Below are 21,059 nucleotides of genomic sequence, written 5' to 3'. Positions count from 1 at the left end.
TTGCCGCCGTGACCAGCTCCGGGCCGCACGCCGACCGGGCAGCCGGTCGGGCGCCGGGGCAGCGGCCGGCCGCCGGGGCCCACGCCGCCGGACGGCACCCGCGGCTGCCGGTCCCACCGCCGGGGGAGCGCCGTCCCCGGCCGGGCGACCCGCCCGCCGCCCGGCGTGACCCTGCCCGCCCGGGTCCCGCGCCGGTCCGCCGCCGGCACGCGGGGCCGCCCGCCGGCGGGTGGCTGCGCCGGTTCGTCCGCCGCCACGGCTGGCGCGCCTACGCCCTGCCGTTCCTGGTCCTGGCCACGGTCGTCGCGCTGGTCGACGTGGTCACCGCCGGCGGCGGGGACACCACGACGCCGGTGGCCGCCCCGTCGAGCGTGGCCGCGCCCACGTCGGGGGTGGCGACCCCGTCCGCCGGGCCGCCCTCCTCCGAGGGGGCCCCGGTGCCCGACGCGGAAGGCGAGGGCTCGCCGACCCAGCTGCCGCCGCCGGCGCCGGCCACCTACGTCGAGCAGGGCGCCGGGACGTTGGGCGTGGTCGACGGCAGCTCGGCCGTCTACGGCACCGGGCCGCTGCAGCGCCTCGTGGTGGAGGTCGAGGACGGCATCGGCGTCGACGGCGGGCAGTTCGCCGAGGCGGTCACGGCCACCCTGGGTGACGGCCGGTCGTGGGGTGCGGGTGGCCGGCTGTCCTTCCAGCGGGTCGGCGCGGCCGAGGCGGCGGCGGGCGACTACGACTTCCGGGTCAGCCTGGTCAGCCCCGGGAGCATGGAGACCTGGTGCCCGGGCGTGGGCACCGGCGGCTACACCTCCTGCCGGTACGGCGAGCGGGCGGTCATCAACCTGGCCCGCTGGGAGACCGCCGTCCCCGACTACGGCGGCGACGTCGCCACCTACCGGCTCTACGTGGTCAACCACGAGGTCGGGCACGCGCTGGGCAACGGCCACGAGCTGTGCCCCGGCCCGGGGCAGCCGGCCCCGGTGATGCAGCAGCAGACCCTGGGCCTGCAGGGGTGTGCGAAGAACGCCTGGCCGTACCCCGAGGGCTGACGCCGGTCCCGGAGCGGACGACATCGTCCGTCACGCATCTGCGCCCGGGCGTTGACAACCTGTGACGGCGCCCACAGGATCCTGCCAGGTTCGTTGCTCTGTGCGTACGACCTGGTGGCCCGCCCGACGGCGGGTCGACCGGGCACGCGCCGGGGGAGCGGGCCCGCGTGTCCGGCCCCGGAGCGGCACCGACGCCGCCCCCGGCCGAGCCGGCACGCCCTCGTGGACAACAGAGAGGTTGTCGGATGAGCTCAGCAGGACGAGGACGTCGCAGCCGCGGCGTCGGGGGACTGGCCGCCCTGTCGGCCGCAGCGGTCGGCCTGGCCGTCGCGGTCGCGGTCGCGCCCACCGCGACCGCCGCCCCCGGGCCGGCCAAGGCGACACCGCCCACCACGGTCACGTCGGGACAGGCCCGCTTCGAGGTGCTGTCGCCGACGCTGGTGCGCACCGAGTTCGCCGGCGACTCGCGCTTCGTCGACGCGCCGACCTTCAACGCCATCGGGCGGGACGCGTTCCCGAAGACGCCGGTCCGGACCAGCACGAAGGACGGCTGGCTGACCCTGGACACCGGGGCGATGACGCTGCGGTACCAGGTCGGCTCCGGCCGCTTCACCGACGACAACCTGGTCGTCCAGCTGCGCTCGGGCAGGCAGGACGTCGTCGGCGCACCGTGGGCCGGGCGGGGCCTGGCCACCTGCGACGTGGGCGCGCTCTGCGAGGCCGAGGACCTCACGCTCGACAGCGTGGGCGTGGCCACGGACCACTCGGGCTTCACCGGCACCGGCTTCGCCGCCGGCTTCGAGGGCACCTCGACCTCGCTGTCGTTCGAGGTCACCGCGGCCACCGCCGGGGCCCACCAGCTCGCCCTGCGCTACGCCAACGGGCTGGGCGAGGCGCGCACGCTGACCCTCACCGTGGACGGCGCCGGCGCCCGGCAGATCTTGCTGCCGCCGACCGGTAGCTGGGACACCTGGGCCGTGCTGCCGGTCGACCTCGACCTCACCGCCGGGCTGCACACCCTGGCCCTGACCCACGGCTCCGGGGACACCGGGCAGCTCAACGTCGACAGCCTGGCCGTGCTCGCGCCCGGCGCCGCGTACCCCGCGACCACCGTGGTCTGCGACTTCGGTGCCCTGTGCGAGGCCGAGGGCCTCGCGCTGTCCGGCCGGATGCACGTCGCCACCGACCACCCGGGCTACACCGGCACCGGCTTCGCCGCCGGCTTCGAGGGCGTGGGCGACTCCGCCACCTTCTCCGTCGACGCGCCTGCCGCGGGCGAGTACGACCTCACCGCTCGGTACGCCCGGGGCTTCGCCGAGCCCACCGGCGTCACGGTCGCGGTGCAGGGCGGCACGAGCACCGCGCTGGCGTTGCCGACGACCGGCAACTGGGACAGCTGGGGCCTGGCGACCGCGCGGGTCCAGCTCGCCGCGGGCAGCAACCGGGTGACCGTGCTGCGGCAGGCTTCCGACGGCGGCAACGCCAACCTCGACAGCCTGACGGTCGGCCCGGTCGGGTCTGGTCTCGGGCAGCCCGCGCCGGTGGTCGGCGAGGACTGCGCCTTCGGTTCGATCTGCGAGGCCGAGTCCGGCGCCCTGTCGGCCGGCGCGCGTCAGGCCGCCGACCACAACGGGTACTCGGGTGAGGGCTTCACCGCGGGCCTCGACGTGACCGGTGCGACCGACTCCGTGCACGTCGTGGGCGTGCCGAAGGCCGGCACCTACGCGCTGCAGCTGCGCTACGCCAAGGGCGTGGCCGGCGACGGCTCGATCACCGTGCAGGCCGGCACCCGCCCGGCGGCCGCGGTCGCCCTCCCGGCGACCAGCAGCTGGGACAGCTGGCGCACGGTCAGCACGCCCGTCGTGCTGGCGGCCGGCGACAACGACGTCCGGCTCAGCTGCCCGGCGGCCGGTGGCTGCGGCGTCAACCTCGACACGGTCGCCGTCACCGCGACCACCGCGCCGCTGCTCGCCCCGCACGCCGCCCTCGGCGGCTACCGCCGGAGCCTGGACGGCGTCGACGGCCGGAACGGCAACCCGACGCTGAACCCGGGCCTGCTCTACCAGGACGGCTGGTCGCTGCTGGACGACACGACGTCGGCCACCTACGACCAGGCCACCCGCACCGCCACCCCGCGCACCTCGCACGGGGCCGGCGGCTACCAGGACGGCTACGTCTTCGGCTACGGGCAGGACTACACGAAGGCCCTCGGCGACCTCGCGACCCTGACCGGTCCGTCGATGCTGCTGCCGCGCTGGACCTACGGCGTCTGGTTCTCCGAGTACCTCGACCGCACCGCCGCGGAGTACCAGGCCGTGGTCGAGCAGTTCCGCGCGAACGACGTCCCGCTCGACGCCCTGGTCATCGACACCGACTTCAAGGCGGTCAACACCTGGAACGGCTGGGAGATCGACCGGGAGAAGTTCCCCGACCCGGCCGGCTTCTTCGCCTGGGCGAAGGCGCAGGGGCTGCACACCAGCCTGAACGTGCACCCCAGCATCGACTCCCGTGACCCGCAGCTGGCGCAGGCGCTGGAGACGTCGAAGGGCAAGCTGACCAAGCGCACGAGCGGGTGCAACGGCGGCGGGACCTGCTACACGTTCGACTTCGGCGACCCCGACCAGCTCGAGGCCTACCTGCAGCTGCACGACCAGATGCAGGCGGCCGGCCAGGACGTCTGGTGGCTGGACTGGTGCTGCGACTCCAGCGAGTCCAACCTCGAGGGCGTCACCGGCGACGCGTGGATCAACCAGGCCTACGCCGACTACAGCGATTCCCGGCTCGGGCGCGGGTTCGCCTTCTCCCGCGCCTTCGGGTCGCTGCAGGCCGGCGGCTACGGCAACGCGACGCCGCTGCCGACCGGGCCCTGGGCGGACAAGCGCACGACGCTGCCCTTCACCGGTGACACGACGTCCACCTGGGACATGCTCGCCGCCGAGGTCGGCTTCACGTCCGGGCAGTCCGCTGCCACCGGCCTGTCGCCGATCAGCCACGACATCGGCGGGCACAACGGCGGCAACTGGGGTCTGGAGGGGTCCGACCCGGGCACCGACAAGCTGCCCGACGACCTCTACGCCCGCTGGGTGCAGTTCGGCACCTGGCAGCCGATCGACCGGCTGCACAGCAACCACGGCGACCGGCTGCCCTGGCAGTACCCGGGTGCCGGTGGGGAGTCGGCCGCCGACGCCCTGCGCCTGCGGGAGGCCCTCGTGCCCTACACGTACACGCTGGCCCGTCAGGCCGAGGCGACCGGCGTGCCCGTCGTCCGGGCGCCCTACCTGCACTATCCGGCCGAGCAGGAGGCCTACGCGAGCGCCGGCAGCGAGTACCTGTACGGCCCCGACGTCCTCGTGGCGCCGGTCGTGACGCCGGGCACGACGGCCACCACGAAGGTGTGGTTCCCGCCGAACAGCTCGTGGACCGACTGGTTCACCGGGAAGACGTACGCCGGCGGCACCACCGCCGACATCACCACCGGGCTGGACACCATGCCGGTGTTCGTGCGGTCCGGCGGCATCGTCGCCACCCGGACGAACGACGTCGCCAACGACGCCCAGAACCCGCTGACCGACGTGACCCTCACGGTCGGCAGCGGGGCGAAGGGGGAGTTCTCCCTCTTCGAGGACGACGGCACGACCGACGACCGTGCGCAGAGCCGGACCACCGCGGTCCGCACCTCGCAGGACGGCAACCGCTCGATCGTGCACGTGTCGGCACCCAAGGGCAGCTACGCCGGCGCGGTGGCCGACCGGACGTGGACGGTGCGCTTCCTGGACGCGCACGAGCCCACCTCGGTGATGCTCAACGGCGCCCGGATGGCCGCGAGCAGCTGGACGTTCGACGAGGCGACCCGCGTGCTCACGGTCACCACGCCGAAGCGGCCGGTCCGGCTGCCGATGGAGGTGGCCTACCGCTGAGGGACGGTGCTGACCGGCGGGCCGGGGACATCGGCCCGCCGGTCGGCACCACCTCCCCGGGGTGCCTGGCCGCCCGGGGAATCAGTTCGGCGTGGCACGCTGTTGCGCAGTCCAGGACCCCGGCCTCTGGAGCCGGTCAGCCCTGTCACCGCAGCACTGTGAGGAGCGCGCCGTGCAGTTGCCACCCCTGGTGGAGCCCGCCGCGGACCTGTCGATCGACGAGGTCCGCCGCTACAGCCGCCACCTGATCATCCCCGACGTCGGGATGGACGGGCAGAAGCGCCTGAAGAACGCCAAGGTGCTCGCCGTCGGCGCCGGCGGACTCGGTTCGCCCGTGCTCATGTACCTGGCCGCGGCCGGTGTGGGCACCCTGGGCATCGTCGAGTTCGACACCGTCGACGAGTCCAACCTGCAGCGCCAGATCATCCACGGTCAGTCCGACGTGGGCCGGTCCAAGGCCGAGAGCGCCCGGGACTCGATCAAGGAGATCAACCCGAACGTCGACGTCCGGCTGCACGAGACGCGCCTGGACAGCGACAACGTGCTCGACATCTTCCGCGAGTACGACCTGATCGTCGACGGCACCGACAACTTCGCCACCCGGTACCTGGTCAACGACGCCGCCGTGCTGTTGAACAAGCCGTACGTGTGGGGCTCGATCTACCGGTTCGACGGCCAGGTGTCGGTCTTCTGGAACGAGCACGGGCCGAACTACCGCGACCTCTACCCGGTCCCGCCGCCGCCCGGCATGGTCCCCTCCTGCGCCGAGGGCGGCGTCCTGGGCGTGCTCTGCGCCACCGTCGGCGCCATCCAGGCCACCGAGGCGATCAAGCTCATCACCGGCATCGGCGAGACGCTGCTGGGCCGGCTGATGGTCTACGACGCCCTCGAGATGACCTTCCGCGAGATCAAGGTCCGCCGCGACCCCGAGGGTGAGCCGATCACCGGCCTCATCGACTACGAGGCGTTCTGCGGTGTCGTGTCCGAGGAGGCCCAGCAGGCCGCCGCCGGCTCGACGATCACCGTCGACGAGCTCAAGGACATGATGGACGCCGGCAAGGACTTCGAGCTGATCGACGTCCGGGAGCCCAACGAGTACGAGATCGTCTCGATCCCGGGCGCGACGCTGATCCCCAAGGACGAGATCCTCTCCGGCCGGGCGCTGTCGCAGCTGCCCAACGACCGCCCGATCGTGCTGCACTGCAAGACCGGTGTGCGCTCGGCCGAGGCGCTGGCCGCGGTCAAGGCCGCCGGCTTCAAGGACGCCGTGCACGTGCAGGGCGGCGTGACCGCCTGGGCCACGCGCATCGACAAGGCCCTGCCCACGTACTGAGGAAGGACCTCGTCCCTCCCCACGACACGCTGCGCGCGCCGCGGGCCCCTGGGACGAGGCCGGCGAGGGCCCCACTCCGGTTCGGAGTGGGGCCCTCGTGCTGTCTACTACGGGCATGCCCGAGCCCTCCCGGACCGATCTGTTGATGAGCTACCAGCGGGCGCAGGCGCAGTTCACCGACCGGGTCGACGCGGTCGAGGCCGCCGAGTGGGACGCCCCGGCACTGCCCGAGTGGAGCGTCGCCGACCTCGTCGCCCACCTGACGAACGAGCAGCTGTGGGTGCCTCCGCTCCTGGCCGGCGAGCCGCTGGAGGACGCCGCCGCGCGCATCCCCACCGACACCGAGGAGCTGCTGGCCGGCGACCCGCTGTCCTCCTGGGAGGACGCCGCCGACGCAGCCCTCACCGCCTGGGCCCAGCCCGGCGCGTTGGACCGGACCGTGCACCTCTACTCCGGCCCGGCCGCGGCCGCGGACTACCTCGCGGAGATGACCGCCGACCTCACCGTGCACGCCTGGGACCTCGCGCACGCCCTCGGCCGGGACACCCAGCTGGACCCGGAACTGGTGGCCGCCGCCTTCCGCTACGCCGAGCGCAACCTGGGCGAGGAGGGCGTGCCCGGCATCTTCGAGCCGCCCGTCGACGTCCCGCCGGGTGCGGACCTGCAGACCCGCCTGCTCGCCCGCTTCGGCCGCCGGGCATGACGGAGGGCCCCGCTGCCCCCCTGCAGCGGGGCCGTCAGCCCGGTGCGGAGGCGCGGGACGCGGCGGACGTCGACGAGGCCGTCTACGACGCGGTCGAGGCCATCCCACCGGGTCGCGTGAGCACCTACGGGGCCATCGGCCGGCTGGTCGGCGTCGGCCCGCGCCGGGTCGCCCGTGCGCTGTCCGCCGGCGGGGCCGCCGTGCCCTGGCACCGGGTCGTGCGGGCCGACGGGACGGCGGCCGAGCCGGTGCGGGTGCGGCAGCTGGAGCTGCTGGCCGGTGAGGGGGTCCCGCTGCGCGGCCAGCGGGTCGACCTGGCCGCGGTCGGCTGGCCCGACTGAGCGGGACTGTCGTACCCGCGTGGTCTCATCGAGAGGTGCGTGGGGGAGCAGCGACGGCAGAGCAGGCGCCGGTCTACCGGCTGGTGCAGCCGGAGGTCGTACCCGTGGTGCGGCCGCGGCTCGACCCGACCCAGCAGGCCGTCGTCGACCACCGCGGCGGCCCGCTGCTGGTTCTGGCCGGGCCCGGCACGGGCAAGACCACGACCATCGTCGAGGCGGTCGCGGCACGGATCGACGCCGGCGCCGACCCCGAGCGGCTCCTCGTCCTCACCTTCAGCCGCAAGGCCGCCGCCGAGCTGCGCACCCGGATCACCGCCCGGGTCGGCCGCACCATCCGCGAGCCGGTCGCCCGCACCTTCCACTCCTACGCCTTCGGCGTGCTGCGCCGGGCCGCCGTGCTGCGCGGCGACCCGCCGCCGCGGCTGCTGACCTCCGCCGAGCAGGACGCCGTCGTGGCCGACCTGCTCCGCGGCGACGCCGACCAGGAAGGCGTGGTCCGCTGGCCGGCCGAGCTGACCGAGGCGCTGGCCATGCCCGGCTTCCGCGAGGAGCTGCGCGAGCTGCTGCTGCGGGCCACCGAGCGGGGCATCGACAGCGACCGGCTCGCCGCCTGGGGCCGCGAGCGCGGCCTGCCGCACTGGGAGGCGGCGGCGGACTTCCTGCGCCAGTACCAGGACGTCTCGTACTTCACGACCGTCGCCCGCGGTGGCGCCTCGGGCTACGACCCGGCCGAGCTGGTGCGCACCGCCATCGACGAGCTGCGCGACGACCCCGAGCTGCTGCGGGTCGAGCGCGAGCGCGCGAGCTGGCTGTTCGTCGACGAGTACCAGGACACCGACCCCGCGCAGGTCGAGCTGGTCGAGCTGCTGGCCGGCGGGGGCGGCGACCTGGTCGTCGTCGGCGACCCCGACCAGGCGATCTACGCGTTCCGCGGCGCCGAGCCGCGCGGCATCATCGACTTCCCCACCCGCTTCCGGCACCGCGACGGCCGCCCGGCCGACCGGCTGTCCCTCGGCGTCTGCCGCCGGTCGGGGGCCGAGCTGCTGGCGGTGAGCCGCCGGGTCGCCGAGGGGCTGCCCGGCCCGTGGGAGCACCGCCGGCTCGCACCCGGCGCCGGCATCGAGCCCGGCTCGGCCGAGGTGCACGTCTTCGACTCCCCGTCCACGGAGGCCGCCTACATCGCCGACACGATGCGCCGGGCCCATCTGCTCGAGGGCGTCCCGTGGTCGGAGATGGCGGTCGTGGTCCGGTCGGCCTCGGCCTCGCTGGGCCCGGTCCGGCGCGCGCTCACCCAGGCGGGGGTGCCGGTCGCGGTCTCCGCCGACGACGTCGCCCTCGCCGGGCAGCCGGCCGTCCAGCCGCTGCTGGCCGCGCTGTCGGCGCTGCTGCCCCGCACCGGTGCCGCGGTCCCGGTCGAGGACGGCTTCCCCGCCGACCACCCGGCCGAGGCCGGACTGGACGAAGCGGGGGCGGAGGCGCTGCTGGCCTCCCCGCTGGGCGGGGCCACCGTGCTCGACCTGCGCCGGCTGCGCCGGGCCGTGCGGCGGGCGATGGCCGTGCGCGGCGAGGACTCCGCGGTCCGCAACGCGCCGCTGGCGGCGGTGCTCGACGACGCCACGCTGCTCGACGCGCTGCCCGAGCACCTGGCCCGCCCGGCCGCGCGGGTGGCCCGGGTGATGACCGCCGGCCGGCTGTCGCTGGTGTCCGGAGGCAGCGCCGAGGACGTGCTCTGGGCGATGTGGCAGGCCAGCGGCCTGGCCAACCGCTGGGCCCGGGCCAGCGCCGCCGGCGGGCCGACCGGCGCCGTCGCCGACCGCGACCTCGACGCCGTCGTCTCGCTGTTCGACGCCGCCGCCGGCTTCGTCGACCGGCTGCCGCACGCGACCGTCGCCGCCTTCGTCGAGCACCTGTCGGCGCAGGAGCTGCCCGGTGACAGTGGTGCCGCCCGCGGGCAGGGCGAGCAGACGGTCCGGCTGCTGACCGCGCACGCGGCCAAGGGCCTGGAGTGGGACCTCGTCTGCGTCGCCGGCGTGCAGGAGGGTGTGTGGCCGGACCTGCGCAGCCGGGCCAGCCTGCTGGGCGCCGAGGACCTCGTCGACGCGGTCGAGGGCACCGACCCGGCGACGCTCGACCACCGCACCCTGACCCTGGCCGAGGAGCGCCGGCTGTTCTACGTCGCCTGCACCCGCGCCCGGCGCCGGATGCTGGTCACCGCGGTCGACGGCTCGCTGGAGGGCGGCGACGCCGGCGCGACCGCGTCCCGTTTCCTCGACCTGATCGCCCCTGCCCCGGCCGACGCCGACGGCATCCGGCCGCACACCCCGCTGCCGCGGCAGCTCACCCTGCCCGCGCTGGTGGCCGAGCTGCGCCGGCATCTCACCGACCCGCACACCGACCCGGCCCGCCGCTCCAGCGCGGCCGCGGTGCTGCGCCGGCTCGGCGAGGAGCGGGTGCCCGGTGCCGCTCCGTCCAGCTGGTGGGGGCTGGCCCCGCTGTCCGACGACGCGCCGCTGGTCGACCCGGCCGAGGTCGTGCCGGTGCGCCCGTCGGCCATCGACACCTTCCAGCGCTGCCCGCTGCGGTGGGTGCTCGGCGCGGTCGGCGCCGAGGCCGCCCCCGAGGCCACCCGTACCGTCGGCTCGGCGGTGCACGACGTCGCCCAGCAGGTCGCCGAGGGCCTGGCGCCCGCCGACGCCCCCGGCGTCCTCGACGTCGAGCTCGACGGGCTCGACCTGGGCCCGGGCTGGTTCGACCAGCGCCAGCGCGAGCGCGCCCAGGAGATGCTGACCAAGTTCCTCGCCTGGCACGCCCGGGCCGACCGCGAGCTGGTCGCCGCCGAGGAGGACTTCGACGTCACCGTCGGCCGGGCGCGGCTGCGCGGCCAGGTCGACCGGCTCGAGCGCGACGGCGAGGGGCGCCTGGTGGTGGTCGACCTCAAGACCGGCAAGACCGCACCGCGCGACGTCGAGGAGCACGGTCAGCTCGCCGCCTACCAGGTCGCGGTGGCCGAGGGGGCGTTCGCCGAGCACGGCACCACCTCCGGCGGGGCGTCGCTGCTGCAGGTCGGTGGGTCGCAGCGGGCGGCCAAGGAGCACGCGCAGACGGCGCTGCCCGCCGACGTCGACGCCCGGGAGACCTGGGCCGGCGAGCTGATCGCCACCGTGGGGGAGGGGATGGGCGGCGCGGAGTTCACCGCCCGCACCGACACCGACTGCGAGCGCTGCGCCTTCCGCCGCTCGTGCCCGATGCAGGAGTCCGGCCGGCAGGTGACCCGGTGACCCGGCCGTCGTCCGGGCGGGCGGTCCGCCGCGGTCCGGGGCGCGAGGAGGAGTCGGCGTGACGCAGCTGTCGTTCGAGATGCCGGGGATGGAGCCGGCGGCGGTGGTGCAGCTGCCGCGGCTGCTCACCCCGGCCGAGGTCGCCGCCCGCTGCGGGCTGAGCTACGCGCCCTCGCCGGAGCAGGCCGGCGTCGTCGAGGCCCCGGTCGACCGGCCGCTGGTGGTCGTCGCCGGCGCCGGGTCGGGCAAGACCGAGACGATGGCCGCCCGGGTCGCCTGGCTGGTCGCCAACCAGCTCGTCGCCCCGGAGGCGGTGCTGGGGCTGACCTTCACGCGCAAGGCCGCCAGCGAGCTGAACGCCCGGGTGCGGCTGCGCCTGGGCGCGCTGGCCGAGCACCCCGACACCGACCCGGCGCTGCGCGAGCGGCTGGCCGTGGCGGCCCCCACGGTGGCCACCTACCACGGCTACGCCGCCTCGATCGTGGCCGAGCACGGGCTGCGGATCGGCGTCGAGCCCGGCTCCGGCGTGCTCGGCCCGGCCATGTGCTGGGGTCAGGCCGCCACCGCGGTGGCGAGCCACACCGGCGACATGAGCGACGTCGCCCTCGGCCTGGTCACCACCACCGAGGACGTGCTGCAGCTGGCCGCCGAGCTGGGCGAGCACGACGTCACCCCGGCCGCGCTGCGGGCCTGGACCGCGCGGTTCGAGGCCCAGCTGCGCAGCTACCCCGACGCCGGGCGCAAGAAGGGCCCGTACGCCGACGTGCTCAAGATGGTCGTGCGGCAGCGGGCCCGGGTCGCGCTGCTGCCGATGGTCGAGGCCTTCGCCGCCCGCAAGCGCGCCGCCGGGGCCATCGACTACGCCGACCAGGTGGCGCTGGCCGCCCGGGTCGCGGTCACCTCCGCCGAGGTCGGCCGGCGTGAGCGCGCCCGGTGGCGGGTCGTGCTGCTCGACGAGTACCAGGACACCAGCGTCGGGCAGCTGCGCATGCTCGAGGCGCTGTTCGGCGGCCCGGGCGGGCACCCGGTGCTGGCGGTCGGCGACCCCCGGCAGTCGATCTACGGCTGGCGCGGTGCCTCCGCCGGCACCATCGAGCGGTTCGACCGCACCTTCCCCGGTACACCCGAGCGCCCGGCCGAGCGGCTGACGCTGTCCACCAGCTGGCGCAACGACCGCGCCGTGCTGACCATGGCCAACGCCGTCGCCGGGATGCTCCCCGAGCCGGTCGTGCCGCTGCCCGACCTCGAGGCCTCGCCGGTGGCCGGCCCGGGGGAGGTGCACGTCGGCCTCTACGACACCGTCGCCGATGAGACGACCGCCCTGGCCGACCGGCTGGAGCAGAGCTGGAAGGGCGCCGGCGATGTCGCCAAGCGGCCGACCATCGCCGTCCTCGTCCGGCGCCGGGCGCAGCTGCCGGGGATCGCCGCGGCGCTGCGCGAGCGCGGGCTGCCGGTGGAGGTCGTCGGCCTGGGCGGGCTGCTCGACGTCCCGGAGGTCTCCGACGTCGTCGCCACGCTGCGGGTGCTGGTCGACCCCAGCGCCGGCGACGCGCTGGGCCGGCTGCTCACCGGCGCCCGCTGGCGGATCGGCCCGCGCGACCTCGCCGCGCTGGAGGCCCGGTCGCGGGCGTTGGTGCGCGAGCGGTCCACGTCGCCCGAGCCGGTCGAGGACGCCACCCCGCCCGAACCGGGTGCACCGGCGACGCCGACGCCGCCCCGCGAGCGCGGCAGCATCATCGAGGCCCTCGACGACCTCGGCCGCCCCGAGGCCTACTCCACCGAGGGGCACCGGCGGCTGCGCCGGCTGGCCAACGAGCTCACCGCGCTGCGGTCCCGGCTGGGTGAGTCGCTGCCCGACCTGGTCGACGAGGTCGTGCGCAGCCTGGGCCTGGAGACCGAGCTGGCCAGCCACCCCGACGTGACCCCGGGCGGGGCCCGCACGCACCTGGACGCGCTGCACGAGGTCGCCGCCGAGTTCAGCGAGCTGGCCGAGCTGCCCTCGCTGCCGGCGTTCCTGGGCTACCTGGCCGACGCCGAGGTCCGCGAGCGCGGGCTCGAGCCCGGCGAGGTCGCGGTCAACCCCGAGGCGGTCCAGTTGCTCACCGGCCACTCGGCCAAGGGCCTGGAGTGGGACGTCGTCGCGGTGCCCGGCATGACGATCGGTCAGTTCCCGGCCAAGGGCGACGCCTCCGACTCCTGGATCCGCGACCCCGGCGCCGTCCCGGTCGACCTGCGCGCCACCGACCGCGCCGAGCTGCCGCAGCTGCGGCTGCCCGTGCCCGGGTCCGGCGACCAGGCCGCGGTACGCGACGCGCTGGAGGAGTACGTCGAGGAGTGGAAGGACTTCGGCCTGGCCGAGGAGATCCGGCTCGGCTACGTCGCGGTCACCCGGGCCAAGCACCTGCTGCTGTGCTCGGGCAGCTGGTGGCGTGACGGCAAGACGGCGTGCGGTCCGTCGGCGCTGCTGGTCACCCTCAAGGAGGCGTGCGACCAGGGCGCCGGGGTGGTCGACGCGTGGGCGCCGCCGCCGGAGGACGACGCCGAGAACCCGGCGCTGGCGGAGTGGCCGGTGGGCGTGTGGCCGGCCGACCCGCTGTCCTCGGGGCGCCGCCGGGCGCTCACCGCGGCCGCCGAGCTGGTCGCCGCCACCGAGCCGCACCCGCTCACCGCCGACGCCCTCGGCGCCACCGACGACCCGCTGGTCGCCGACTGGATCCGGGACGCCGACCTGCTGCTGCGCGAGCGGGCCGAGCACAGCCGCGGCACCGTCGACGTCCCGCTGCCCTCGCACCTGTCGGTGTCCGCGCTGGTGGCGCTGCGCCGGGACCCGGCCGAGCTGGCCCGCCGGCTGCGCCGCCCGATGCCGGCCGCGCCGGCGCCGCTGGCCCGGCGGGGGACGGCGTTCCACGCCTGGCTGGAGGAGCGGTTCGGCGTCTCCCGGCTCATCGACCTCGACGAGCTGCCCGGCAGCGGCGACGCCGCCGCGGCACCGGACGCCGCGCTGACCGCGCTGCAGCAGGCGTTCCTGGCCAGCGAGTGGGCCGACCGCCAGCCGGTCGACGTCGAGGCCCCGTTCGAGACGCCGCTGGGGCCGCTGACCCTGCGCGGCCGGATCGACGCGGTCTACGCCACCCCCGCCGGGGGCTTCGAGGTCATCGACTGGAAGACCGGCCCCGTGCCCGGCGCCGCCGAGCTGGCCGCCGCGGGCGTCCAGCTGGCCGCCTACCGGCTGGGCTGGTCGCGGCTGACCGGTGTGCCGGTGGAGCGGGTCAGCGCCGGCTTCCACCACGTCGCCGCCGACCGCACCCTGCGCCCCGTCGACCTCCTCGACGAGGCCGGCCTGCTCGCCCTGGTCACCGGTGCATGAGGTCTGCGTTCTCGGGGGCTCCCGGTTCCGGTCGCCCCGAGAACGCGGATCTCGCGTCCCCGGGTCACGCTGCGATCTGCACCGACGCCGGGCCGTGACGCTGAGGGCCCGGCCTCGACGCACCCCGTCGCACCAGGTCAGCTGCCGACGGTGGCGATCCGGTCGATGACGGCGCGGGCCAGGGCCTCGGGGGCCTGCTCGGGGACCCAGTGGGTGATGCCGGGCAGTTCGACGAAGCGGTAGTCGGCGGTCACCTGGTCCGCGCACGCCTCCGCGGCGATCCGGCCCACCGCCACGTCGCCGTCGCTCCACACGTACGTCGTCGGCACGTCCACCGGGTCGACCCGGGTGCCGGCGTCCATCGCCCGGTACCAGTTGAGCGCCGCGGTCAGCGCGCCCGGCGCGGACAGCTGCGCGACGTACACGTCGACCGCCTCGTCCGGCACCCCGGGCGCCTCCAGAATCCTGCGCAGCCGGCGGGCGTCGTCGGCGAGCAGCACGGCCTCGGCCTCGCCCTCCTGGCGGAACAGGCGCATGTACGCCGAGCGCTCCCGCTGCTCCGGGTCCGCCTTCATCGCCATCGTCATCGCGGTGGGGTGGGGCACCGAGACGGCCGTCAGGGAGTGCACCCGGTCGGGGTGCCAGGCTGCGAGTGCCCAGGCCACGAACGCGCCCCAGTCGTGCCCGACGACGTGGGCGACGGGGACGTCGAGGGCGGTCATCAGGTCCGCGGTCACCTGCACCAGCGACGGCAGCGCGTAGGCGTCGACCTCGTCGGGGCGGGCGCCGGGGGAGTAGCCCAGCTGGTCGGGTGCGTAGGTGCGCAGCCCGGCCTCGGCCAGCAGCGGCGTCACCGCCGACCAGCACAGCGACGTCTCCGGGAAGCCGTGCAGCAGCAGCACCGGCGGGCCGTCGTCCGGGCCGTCGGTCCGTACGTCGAACGTGAGGTCCCCGACGTCCACCTGCAGCATCCCGACGGCCATGCACGCAACCTAGCTCCCGCGACGAGAGACGGCCGGGACGGCGGGATAGCGTGCGGGGCGTGAGCAGCTCCGCGGAACGCGACTTCGTCACCGCCCACCTCGACGACCTGCACGCCGACCTCGACGCCTGGCTGCGCATCCCGTCGATCTCGGCCGACCCGGCGCACGCCGGCGACGTCGCCGCCAGCGCGGAGTGGCTGGCCGAGGCGCTGCGCCGCACCGGCTTCCCGACCGTCGAGGTCTGGCAGACCCAGGGCGCCCCGGCGGTCTACGCCGAGTGGCCCTCCGCGGACGCCGATGCACCGGTCGCCCTGGTCTACGGCCACCACGACGTCCAGCCGGTCGACCCGCTGGAGCTGTGGGAGCACCCGCCGTTCGAGCCCACCGTCGTCGAGACCGCGGCCGGCCCCGAGCTGCACGCCCGCGGCGCCATCGACGACAAGGGCAACGTCGCCTTCCACCTGCTCGGCATGCGCGCCCACCTGGCCGCCACCGGCCGCGACACCCCCGCCGTCACCGTCAAGCTGATCGTCGAGGGCGAGGAGGAGTCCGGCTCGCCGTACTTCGCCGACCTGCTGCGGGAGCACGCCGACCGGCTGGCCTGCGACGTGATCGTGGTCAGCGACACCGGCATGGCCGCCCCCGACGTCCCCAGCGCCGTCACCGCGATGCGCGGGCTGGCCGACGCCGAGATCACCCTGCGCGGCCCGGCCGTCGACCTGCACTCCGGCTCCTTCGGCGGCGCCGTCCCGAACCCGCTGCACGCGATGGCCGAGCTGGTCGCCGGCCTGCACGACGAGTCCGGGCGGGTCACCCTGCCCGGCTTCTACGACAAGGTGCGCCCGCTGTCGGACCGCGAGCGTGAGCTGATGGGCCGGGTGCCCTTCGACGAGGCCGCCTGGCTCGCCGGCCCGGCCGCCTCCCGGGTCGCCTCCGGCGAGGCCGGGTTCACCACCCTGGAGCGGGTCGGCGCCCGCCCGACCGCCGAGGTCAACGGCATGTGGGGCGGCTACACCGGCCCCGGCCACAAGACGATCGTGCCCGCCGAGGCGCACGCCAAGATCACCTTCCGGCTGGTCGCCGACCAGGTGCCGGCCGACCTCGGCGAGCAGGTCCGCGCCTGGGTGCAGGCCAACGTCCCCGAGGGCATCGAGGCCGACGTGCACGTGCCCGCCGGCGGCGTCGCCCCCTGCGCCAGCGACCTCGACCACCCGGCGATGGACGCCCTGCTGCGCTCGATCGCGCAGGCCTTCGACACCGACGCCGACCAGGTGCTGTTCACCCGCGAGGGCGGCAGCGGCCCCGAGGCCGACCTCGCCGGCATCCTGGGCGCCCCGCTGCTGTTCCTCGGCGCCGGGCTGCCCACCGACCGCATCCACTCGCCCAACGAGCGGGTGCTGCTGCCGATGCTGTACCGCGGCGCCGAGGCCACCGCGCACCTGTGGCGCGAGCTCGCCGGCGTCCGCTTCACCGGCTGACCGGCGACCCACGGTGCTGACGTGACCGGACCGGGGCAGGCCGGCCCGCCGCCGGGGTGGTACCCGGACCCCGACGGCGGGGCCGGGTTGGTGCGCTGGTGGAGCGGGTCGACCTGGTCGGACGTCACCACCCCCGCCGGGCCGGGCGTCACCGTGGGCCGGTCGTTCGAGCCCGCGGGCCGGACCAGCACGGAGCCCGCCCCGGCGTGGGACGCCTGGGGGACGCCCGAGCCGGCCCGGCCCCGCCGGACGCCGTCCACCGGGCTGCTCGTCACGCTCGGCGCACTGGGCCTGGCGCTCGTCCTGCTGCTCGTGGCCGTGGTCGTCAGCACCTCCGGGACCGACGACGACGAGCGCGCACCGCAGGCCGCGCCCAGCTCGCCCACCAGCACGTTCCCGCCGGGCACCGTGCGCATCTTCGACCGCGAGGCCGGCATCTCCTACCCGTTCCTCGGCGACGGCTGGTTCGAGTGGGACCGCGGCGACGTCGCCGAGACGACCTCCACCGCGGGCCAGTACTTCGTCACCCAGGACGACGCCCCGGGCAACGAGGACTTCATCGCCCAGTGCACCTCCGGCCCGCTGGCGAGCGGCTTCGGCTGGGGCGGCGGCACGGGCACGTTGCAGGGCACCGTCCAGGCGGTCGCCGACCGGGTGCGCACCAGCTACTACCCGGCGCCCAACCAGCGCGAGGTGCTGCGCAGCGAGGCCCGCACCGTCGACGGCGCCGACGCCTGGCTCTACGAGTTCGACCTCAGCTGGGACGTCGAGGGCTTCGACGCCAGCGGCGAGCGGGCGGCCCTGCTGCTCATCGACGTCGGCGAGCCGTCCCCGGCGCTGCTGTACCTGTCGATCCCCGACACCCACGCCGAGCTCTACGGGTCGATCGACCGCGTCCTCGACGACGTCGACGTGCTCTGAGGCGTCGTCCGGACGGGTGGCGGCAGCGGTCCCGGCGACCGGCGTGTCGTGCAGCGCGGTTAGGGTCGGGTCGTGACAGCAGCTGGGGCCGACCTGACCCTGCGGCACCCGGTCGAGCGGTTCACGCTCGACAACGGGCTGCGGGTGGTGCTCGCGCCGGACCGGAGCGTTCCCGTCGTCGCCGTGAGCGTCTACTACGACGTCGGCATGAGGTCCGAGCCCCCGGGTCGTACCGGGTTCGCCCACCTCTTCGAGCACATGATGTTCCAGGGGTCGGCGAACGTGCCGAAGATGGAGCACGCCCGGCTCGTGCAGGCCGCCGGTGGCACCTTCAACGGGTCGACCCACCAGGACTACACGAACTACTTCCAGGCGCTGCCCTCCGAGGCGCTGGAGCGCGCGATCTTCCTCGAGGCCGATCGCATGGCGGCCCCGGCGATCACCGAGGAGAACCTCCGCAACCAGATCGACGTGGTGAAGGAGGAGATCCGGGTCAACGTGCTCAACCGGCCCTACGGCGCCTTCCCCTGGCTGCAGCTGCCGCCGATCGCGTTCGAGAGCTTCGCCAACACCCACGACGGCTACGGCTCCTTCGTCGACCTGGAGTCCTCCACCGTCGACGACGCGCTGGACTTCTTCGACCGCTACTACGCCCCGGCCAACGCGGTGCTGTGCATCGGCGGCGACCTCGACCCGGCCGAGGCCGAGGTGCTGGTCCGCCGCTGGTTCGACGCCGTCCCGGCCCGACCCGCGCCGCCGGCCCCGGTGGTGGGGGAGCCCTCGCCCACCACGGTCCGCCGCGGCGTCGTCGAGGACCGGCTGGCCCCGCTGCCCGCCGTGGCCCTCGGCTGGCGGGTGCCCGACCCGGTCGGTGACCTCGACACCTACCTGGGCACCGTGCTGCTCACCGAGCTGCTGAGCGAGGGCGACGCCTCCCGGCTGGAGCGCCGGCTGCTGCACACCGACCGGATCGCGGTCGGCCAGAGCAGCTACCTCGGCCTGTTCGGCGACCCCTTCGACGTCCGCGACGCCACGCTGCTGGTCACCGAGGTGCACCACTCGGCCGACGTGCCGGTCGACCGGGTGCTGACCGCCGTGCACGAGGAGGTCGACCGGGTCGCCACCGACGGCGTCGACCCGGCCGAGCTCGCCCGGGTCCAGGCCCGGATCGAGGCGCAACTGCTCCAGCAGGCCGACTCCGTGCTCGGCCGCACGCTCGGCTTCGCCTCCGCCGAGCTCGTCCACGGCCGCGCCGAGCTGGCCGGCGAGCTCGCCGGCCGGCTGGCCCGGGTCACCCCCGACCAGGTGCGGACGGCGGCCGCCGGGCTCTCGCCCGACACCGCCGCCGTCCTCGAACTGCGCGCGACCGGAGGATCCAAGTGACCGCGTCCCTGGTCCCCCCGCTGGGCGACCCCCGCCCGGCCCTGGTCCCCGAGGTGCACGAGACCACACTGCCCAACGGGCTGCGGCTGGTCGTCGTCCCGCGTCCCGGCGTGCCGCTGGTCGAGCTGCGGCTGCGGGTGCCCTTCGCGGCCACCGCGCGCACCGCCGCGGCGCACACCGCCCGGGCCTCGGTGCTCACCGGCGCGGTCCTGATGGGCACCGCGGCGCACGACCAGCTCGAGATCGCCCAGCTGCTGCAGGCCCAGGGCGGCGAGCTGTCGGTCTCCGACGACGCCGACCGGCTGCTGTTCTCCACCACCATGCTGCGCACCGGTCTCGGACCGGTCCTCGACGTGCTGGCCGAGCTGCTGACCTCGGCGACCTACCCGGGCGACCAGGTCCAGGCCGAGCGGGCCCGGGTGGTCGAGCGGATCGAGATCGCCCGCTCGCAGCCGCGCACCATCGCCGGCACCGCGCTGGCCACCCGCCGGTACGGCGCCCACCCCTACGGCCAGCAGCTGCCCTCAGCGGCCCTGGTCGCCGGGGTCACCCCGGCCGCGCTGCGCAAGCTGCACCGGGAGCGCGTGCGCCCGGCCGGCAGCACGCTGGTGCTGGTCGGCGACGTCGACCCCGCCGCGGCCGCCGACCTGGTCGGGGCGGCGCTGGCCGGCTGGACCACCGAGGGCACCGCGGTCACCGCCCCACCGGTGCCGCCGACGCCGGCGCAGCCGCTGCAGCTGGTGCACCGGCCCGGTGCCGTCCAGTCCAACCTGCGTCTCGGTGGTCGGGCACCCGGCCGCACCGACCCGCAGCTGCCCGCGCTCCGGCTGGCCAGCATGGTGTTCGGCGGCTACTTCTCCTCCCGCCTGGTCGAGAACATCCGCGAGCGCCGCGGCTACACCTACAGCCCGCGCAGCGGCGTCGAGCACCTGCTCGCCGGCTCCTCGGTCACCGTCGAGGCCGACGTCGCCACCGGCGTCACCGGCCCGGCGCTGATGGAGACCGTCTACGAGCTCAGCCGGATGGCGCTCACCCCGGTCACCGAGGCCGAGCTCGACTCGGCCCGCCGCTACCTGCTGGGCACCATGGCCCTCGGGACGGCGACCCACGGCGGGCTGGCCAGCACGCTGTCGGCGCTGCTCGGGGCGGGGCTGTCGGCCGAGTGGCTGGCCGAGCACCAGCGGGCGCTGCTGTCCGTGGGCATCGACGAGGTCACCGAGGCCTCGCGGCAGTGGCTGGCGCCCTCGGCGCTCACCGCGGTCGTCGTCGGTGACGCCGACCAGGTCGCCGACCAGCTCCGGGTGCTCGGGCCGGTCGAGGTCAGCACGCCTGCCGCCGAAGCCCAGCCGTGACCGTCCCCGAGGGCGGCAGCACCACGGCCGACAACCCGCCGCCTCCCCGCGGCGAGTGGCCCGACGACAGCCGGGCCGGCGCGGTCACCGACGTCCCGCTGCTGTCGCGTACGGCGCACGACCGCGGGCACCTCGAGCGGCTGCTGCCCGACCCGTCCCGTGGCCGGCCGGTGCGGGTGCTGCTGGTCGACGACCAGCGCACCGTGCCGGTGCACGAGGGGCCGCACGGTCCCGAGCTGGTCTACGACGAGCGCGCGGCCTGGCCGGAGGACGCGATCTACCTGGGGGAGGCCGACGGCGTCCCGTACGCGGCCCTGCGCGCGCCCCGCCCCGGCACGGTCGGCGGTCGGCCGGTCGACACCTGGACCGGGCTGCGCCAGGTCGGTGCCCAGCTGGGCGACCTCGACGCCGGGCTGCTGTCCCAGGCGATCGGCATCATCGAGTGGCACGAGCGCAACCGGTTCTCACCGATCACCGGCGCCCCCACCACCGTCGAGCGGGCCGGCTGGGCCCAGCACGACCCCGCGAGCGGGCGCGAGATCTTCCCCCGCACCGACCCCGCCGTGATCATGCTCGTGCACGACGGCGGCGACCGGTGCGTGCTCGGCCGGCAGGCCACGTGGCCGGCCGGCCGGTACTCGATCCTGGCCGGCTTCGTCGAACCGGGGGAGTCCGCCGAGGCGGCGGTCGCCCGCGAGGTCGAGGAGGAGGTCGGCATCGGGGTCACCGACGTCCGCTACGTCTCCAGCCAGCCGTGGCCGTTCCCGCAGTCGCTGATGCTCGGTTACGTCGCCCGGGCCACCGACCTCCAGCTGGTGCCCGACCACGACGAGATCGAGGAGGCGCGCTGGTTCAGCCGCGACGAGCTGCGCTCGGGCACCGGACCGCAGGCGCTGCCGCCGAACGTCTCGATCGCCCGGCACATCATCGACCGCTGGGTGGCCGGCGAGTTAAGCTGAT

General features: G+C 75.6%; 13 protein-coding genes. 12 read left to right on the top strand and 1 reads right to left on the bottom strand.

Going from position 1 to position 21,059, the window contains the following annotated elements; all coding sequences use genetic code 11:
• Window positions 1-8: 8 nt before the first annotated feature.
• The 7 genes from ACGBYP_RS06660 to ACGBYP_RS06630 all read left to right on the top strand — a co-directional run bounded on the left by ACGBYP_RS06660 (window position 9) and on the right by ACGBYP_RS06630 (window position 13,982).
• Window positions 9-1,043 (top strand): DUF3152 domain-containing protein, encoded by a 1,035-nt coding sequence (locus tag ACGBYP_RS06660; RefSeq protein ID WP_411582483.1) that lies wholly within the window; start codon window positions 9-11, stop codon window positions 1,041-1,043.
• A 245-nt stretch (window positions 1,044-1,288) separates the two neighbouring features.
• Window positions 1,289-4,960 carry a TIM-barrel domain-containing protein gene (locus tag ACGBYP_RS06655; protein WP_411582482.1) on the top strand — a complete coding sequence of 1,224 codons (3,672 nt, stop codon included), beginning with the start codon at window positions 1,289-1,291 and terminating at the stop codon, window positions 4,958-4,960.
• A 172-nt stretch (window positions 4,961-5,132) separates the two neighbouring features.
• Entirely contained in the window at window positions 5,133-6,293 is a 1,161-nt protein-coding gene (moeZ, locus tag ACGBYP_RS06650) for an adenylyltransferase/sulfurtransferase MoeZ (RefSeq protein WP_411582481.1), read from the top strand.
• Between the two features lie 115 nt (window positions 6,294-6,408).
• On the top strand, window positions 6,409-6,996 hold the full coding sequence (locus ACGBYP_RS06645) for a TIGR03086 family metal-binding protein (protein WP_411582480.1): 588 nt from the start codon (window positions 6,409-6,411) through the stop codon (window positions 6,994-6,996).
• Window positions 6,993-7,337, top strand: a complete 345-nt coding sequence (locus ACGBYP_RS06640; RefSeq protein WP_411582479.1) for an MGMT family protein — start codon at window positions 6,993-6,995, stop codon at window positions 7,335-7,337. Before ACGBYP_RS06645 ends, ACGBYP_RS06640 begins: the two co-directional genes overlap by 4 nt.
• A gap of 35 nt (window positions 7,338-7,372) precedes the next feature.
• On the top strand, window positions 7,373-10,615 hold the full coding sequence (locus ACGBYP_RS06635; protein WP_411582478.1) for an ATP-dependent helicase: 3,243 nt from the start codon (window positions 7,373-7,375) through the stop codon (window positions 10,613-10,615).
• A 58-nt stretch (window positions 10,616-10,673) separates the two neighbouring features.
• Window positions 10,674-13,982 carry a UvrD-helicase domain-containing protein gene (locus ACGBYP_RS06630; protein WP_411582477.1) on the top strand — a complete coding sequence of 1,103 codons (3,309 nt, stop codon included), beginning with the start codon at window positions 10,674-10,676 and terminating at the stop codon, window positions 13,980-13,982.
• Between the two features lie 137 nt (window positions 13,983-14,119).
• Here the strand turns inward: ACGBYP_RS06630 and ACGBYP_RS06625 are convergent, their stop codons facing one another.
• On the bottom strand, window positions 14,120-14,965 hold the full coding sequence (locus ACGBYP_RS06625; RefSeq protein WP_411582476.1) for an alpha/beta fold hydrolase: 846 nt from the start codon (window positions 14,963-14,965) through the stop codon (window positions 14,120-14,122).
• A 59-nt stretch (window positions 14,966-15,024) separates the two neighbouring features.
• Between ACGBYP_RS06625 and ACGBYP_RS06620 the strand changes: the two genes are divergently transcribed.
• From ACGBYP_RS06620 to nudC, 5 genes are all read left to right on the top strand, one after another.
• On the top strand, window positions 15,025-16,443 hold the full coding sequence (locus tag ACGBYP_RS06620; protein WP_411582475.1) for a dipeptidase: 1,419 nt from the start codon (window positions 15,025-15,027) through the stop codon (window positions 16,441-16,443).
• Between the two features lie 21 nt (window positions 16,444-16,464).
• Window positions 16,465-17,364 (top strand): DUF2510 domain-containing protein, encoded by a 900-nt coding sequence (locus tag ACGBYP_RS06615; RefSeq protein WP_411582474.1) that lies wholly within the window; start codon window positions 16,465-16,467, stop codon window positions 17,362-17,364.
• A gap of 72 nt (window positions 17,365-17,436) precedes the next feature.
• On the top strand, window positions 17,437-18,747 hold the full coding sequence (locus ACGBYP_RS06610) for a M16 family metallopeptidase (RefSeq protein WP_411582473.1): 1,311 nt from the start codon (window positions 17,437-17,439) through the stop codon (window positions 18,745-18,747).
• The gene (locus ACGBYP_RS06605) at window positions 18,744-20,099 is read left to right on the top strand and encodes a M16 family metallopeptidase (protein WP_411582472.1); all 1,356 of its coding nucleotides are present in this window, start codon (window positions 18,744-18,746) and stop codon (window positions 20,097-20,099) included. Before ACGBYP_RS06610 ends, ACGBYP_RS06605 begins: the two co-directional genes overlap by 4 nt.
• A complete protein-coding gene (nudC, locus tag ACGBYP_RS06600; protein WP_411582471.1) occupies window positions 20,096-21,058 on the top strand; it encodes an NAD(+) diphosphatase in 963 nt (320 codons plus the stop codon). The genes ACGBYP_RS06605 and nudC overlap by 4 nt, the downstream gene beginning before the upstream one ends.
• The last annotated feature ends 1 nt before the right edge of the window (window position 21,059 follow it).

The sequence above is a fragment of the Modestobacter sp. SSW1-42 genome (assembly GCF_046635825.1).
GTDB lineage: Bacteria > Actinomycetota > Actinomycetes > Mycobacteriales > Geodermatophilaceae > Modestobacter.
This window is presented reverse-complemented; position numbering and strand designations above follow the sequence as displayed.

Excerpts from the sequence above, each read along its gene's own strand:
- ACGBYP_RS06640 (WP_411582479.1), top strand. The coding sequence starts at position 6,993 with ATGACGGAGGGCCCCGCTGCCCCCCTGCAGCGGGGCCGTCAGCCCGGT.
- ACGBYP_RS06625 (WP_411582476.1), bottom strand. The coding sequence starts at position 14,965 with ATGGCCGTCGGGATGCTGCAGGTGGACGTCGGGGACCTCACGTTCGAC.
- ACGBYP_RS06655 (WP_411582482.1), top strand. The coding sequence starts at position 1,289 with ATGAGCTCAGCAGGACGAGGACGTCGCAGCCGCGGCGTCGGGGGACTG.
- ACGBYP_RS06645 (WP_411582480.1), top strand. The coding sequence starts at position 6,409 with ATGCCCGAGCCCTCCCGGACCGATCTGTTGATGAGCTACCAGCGGGCG.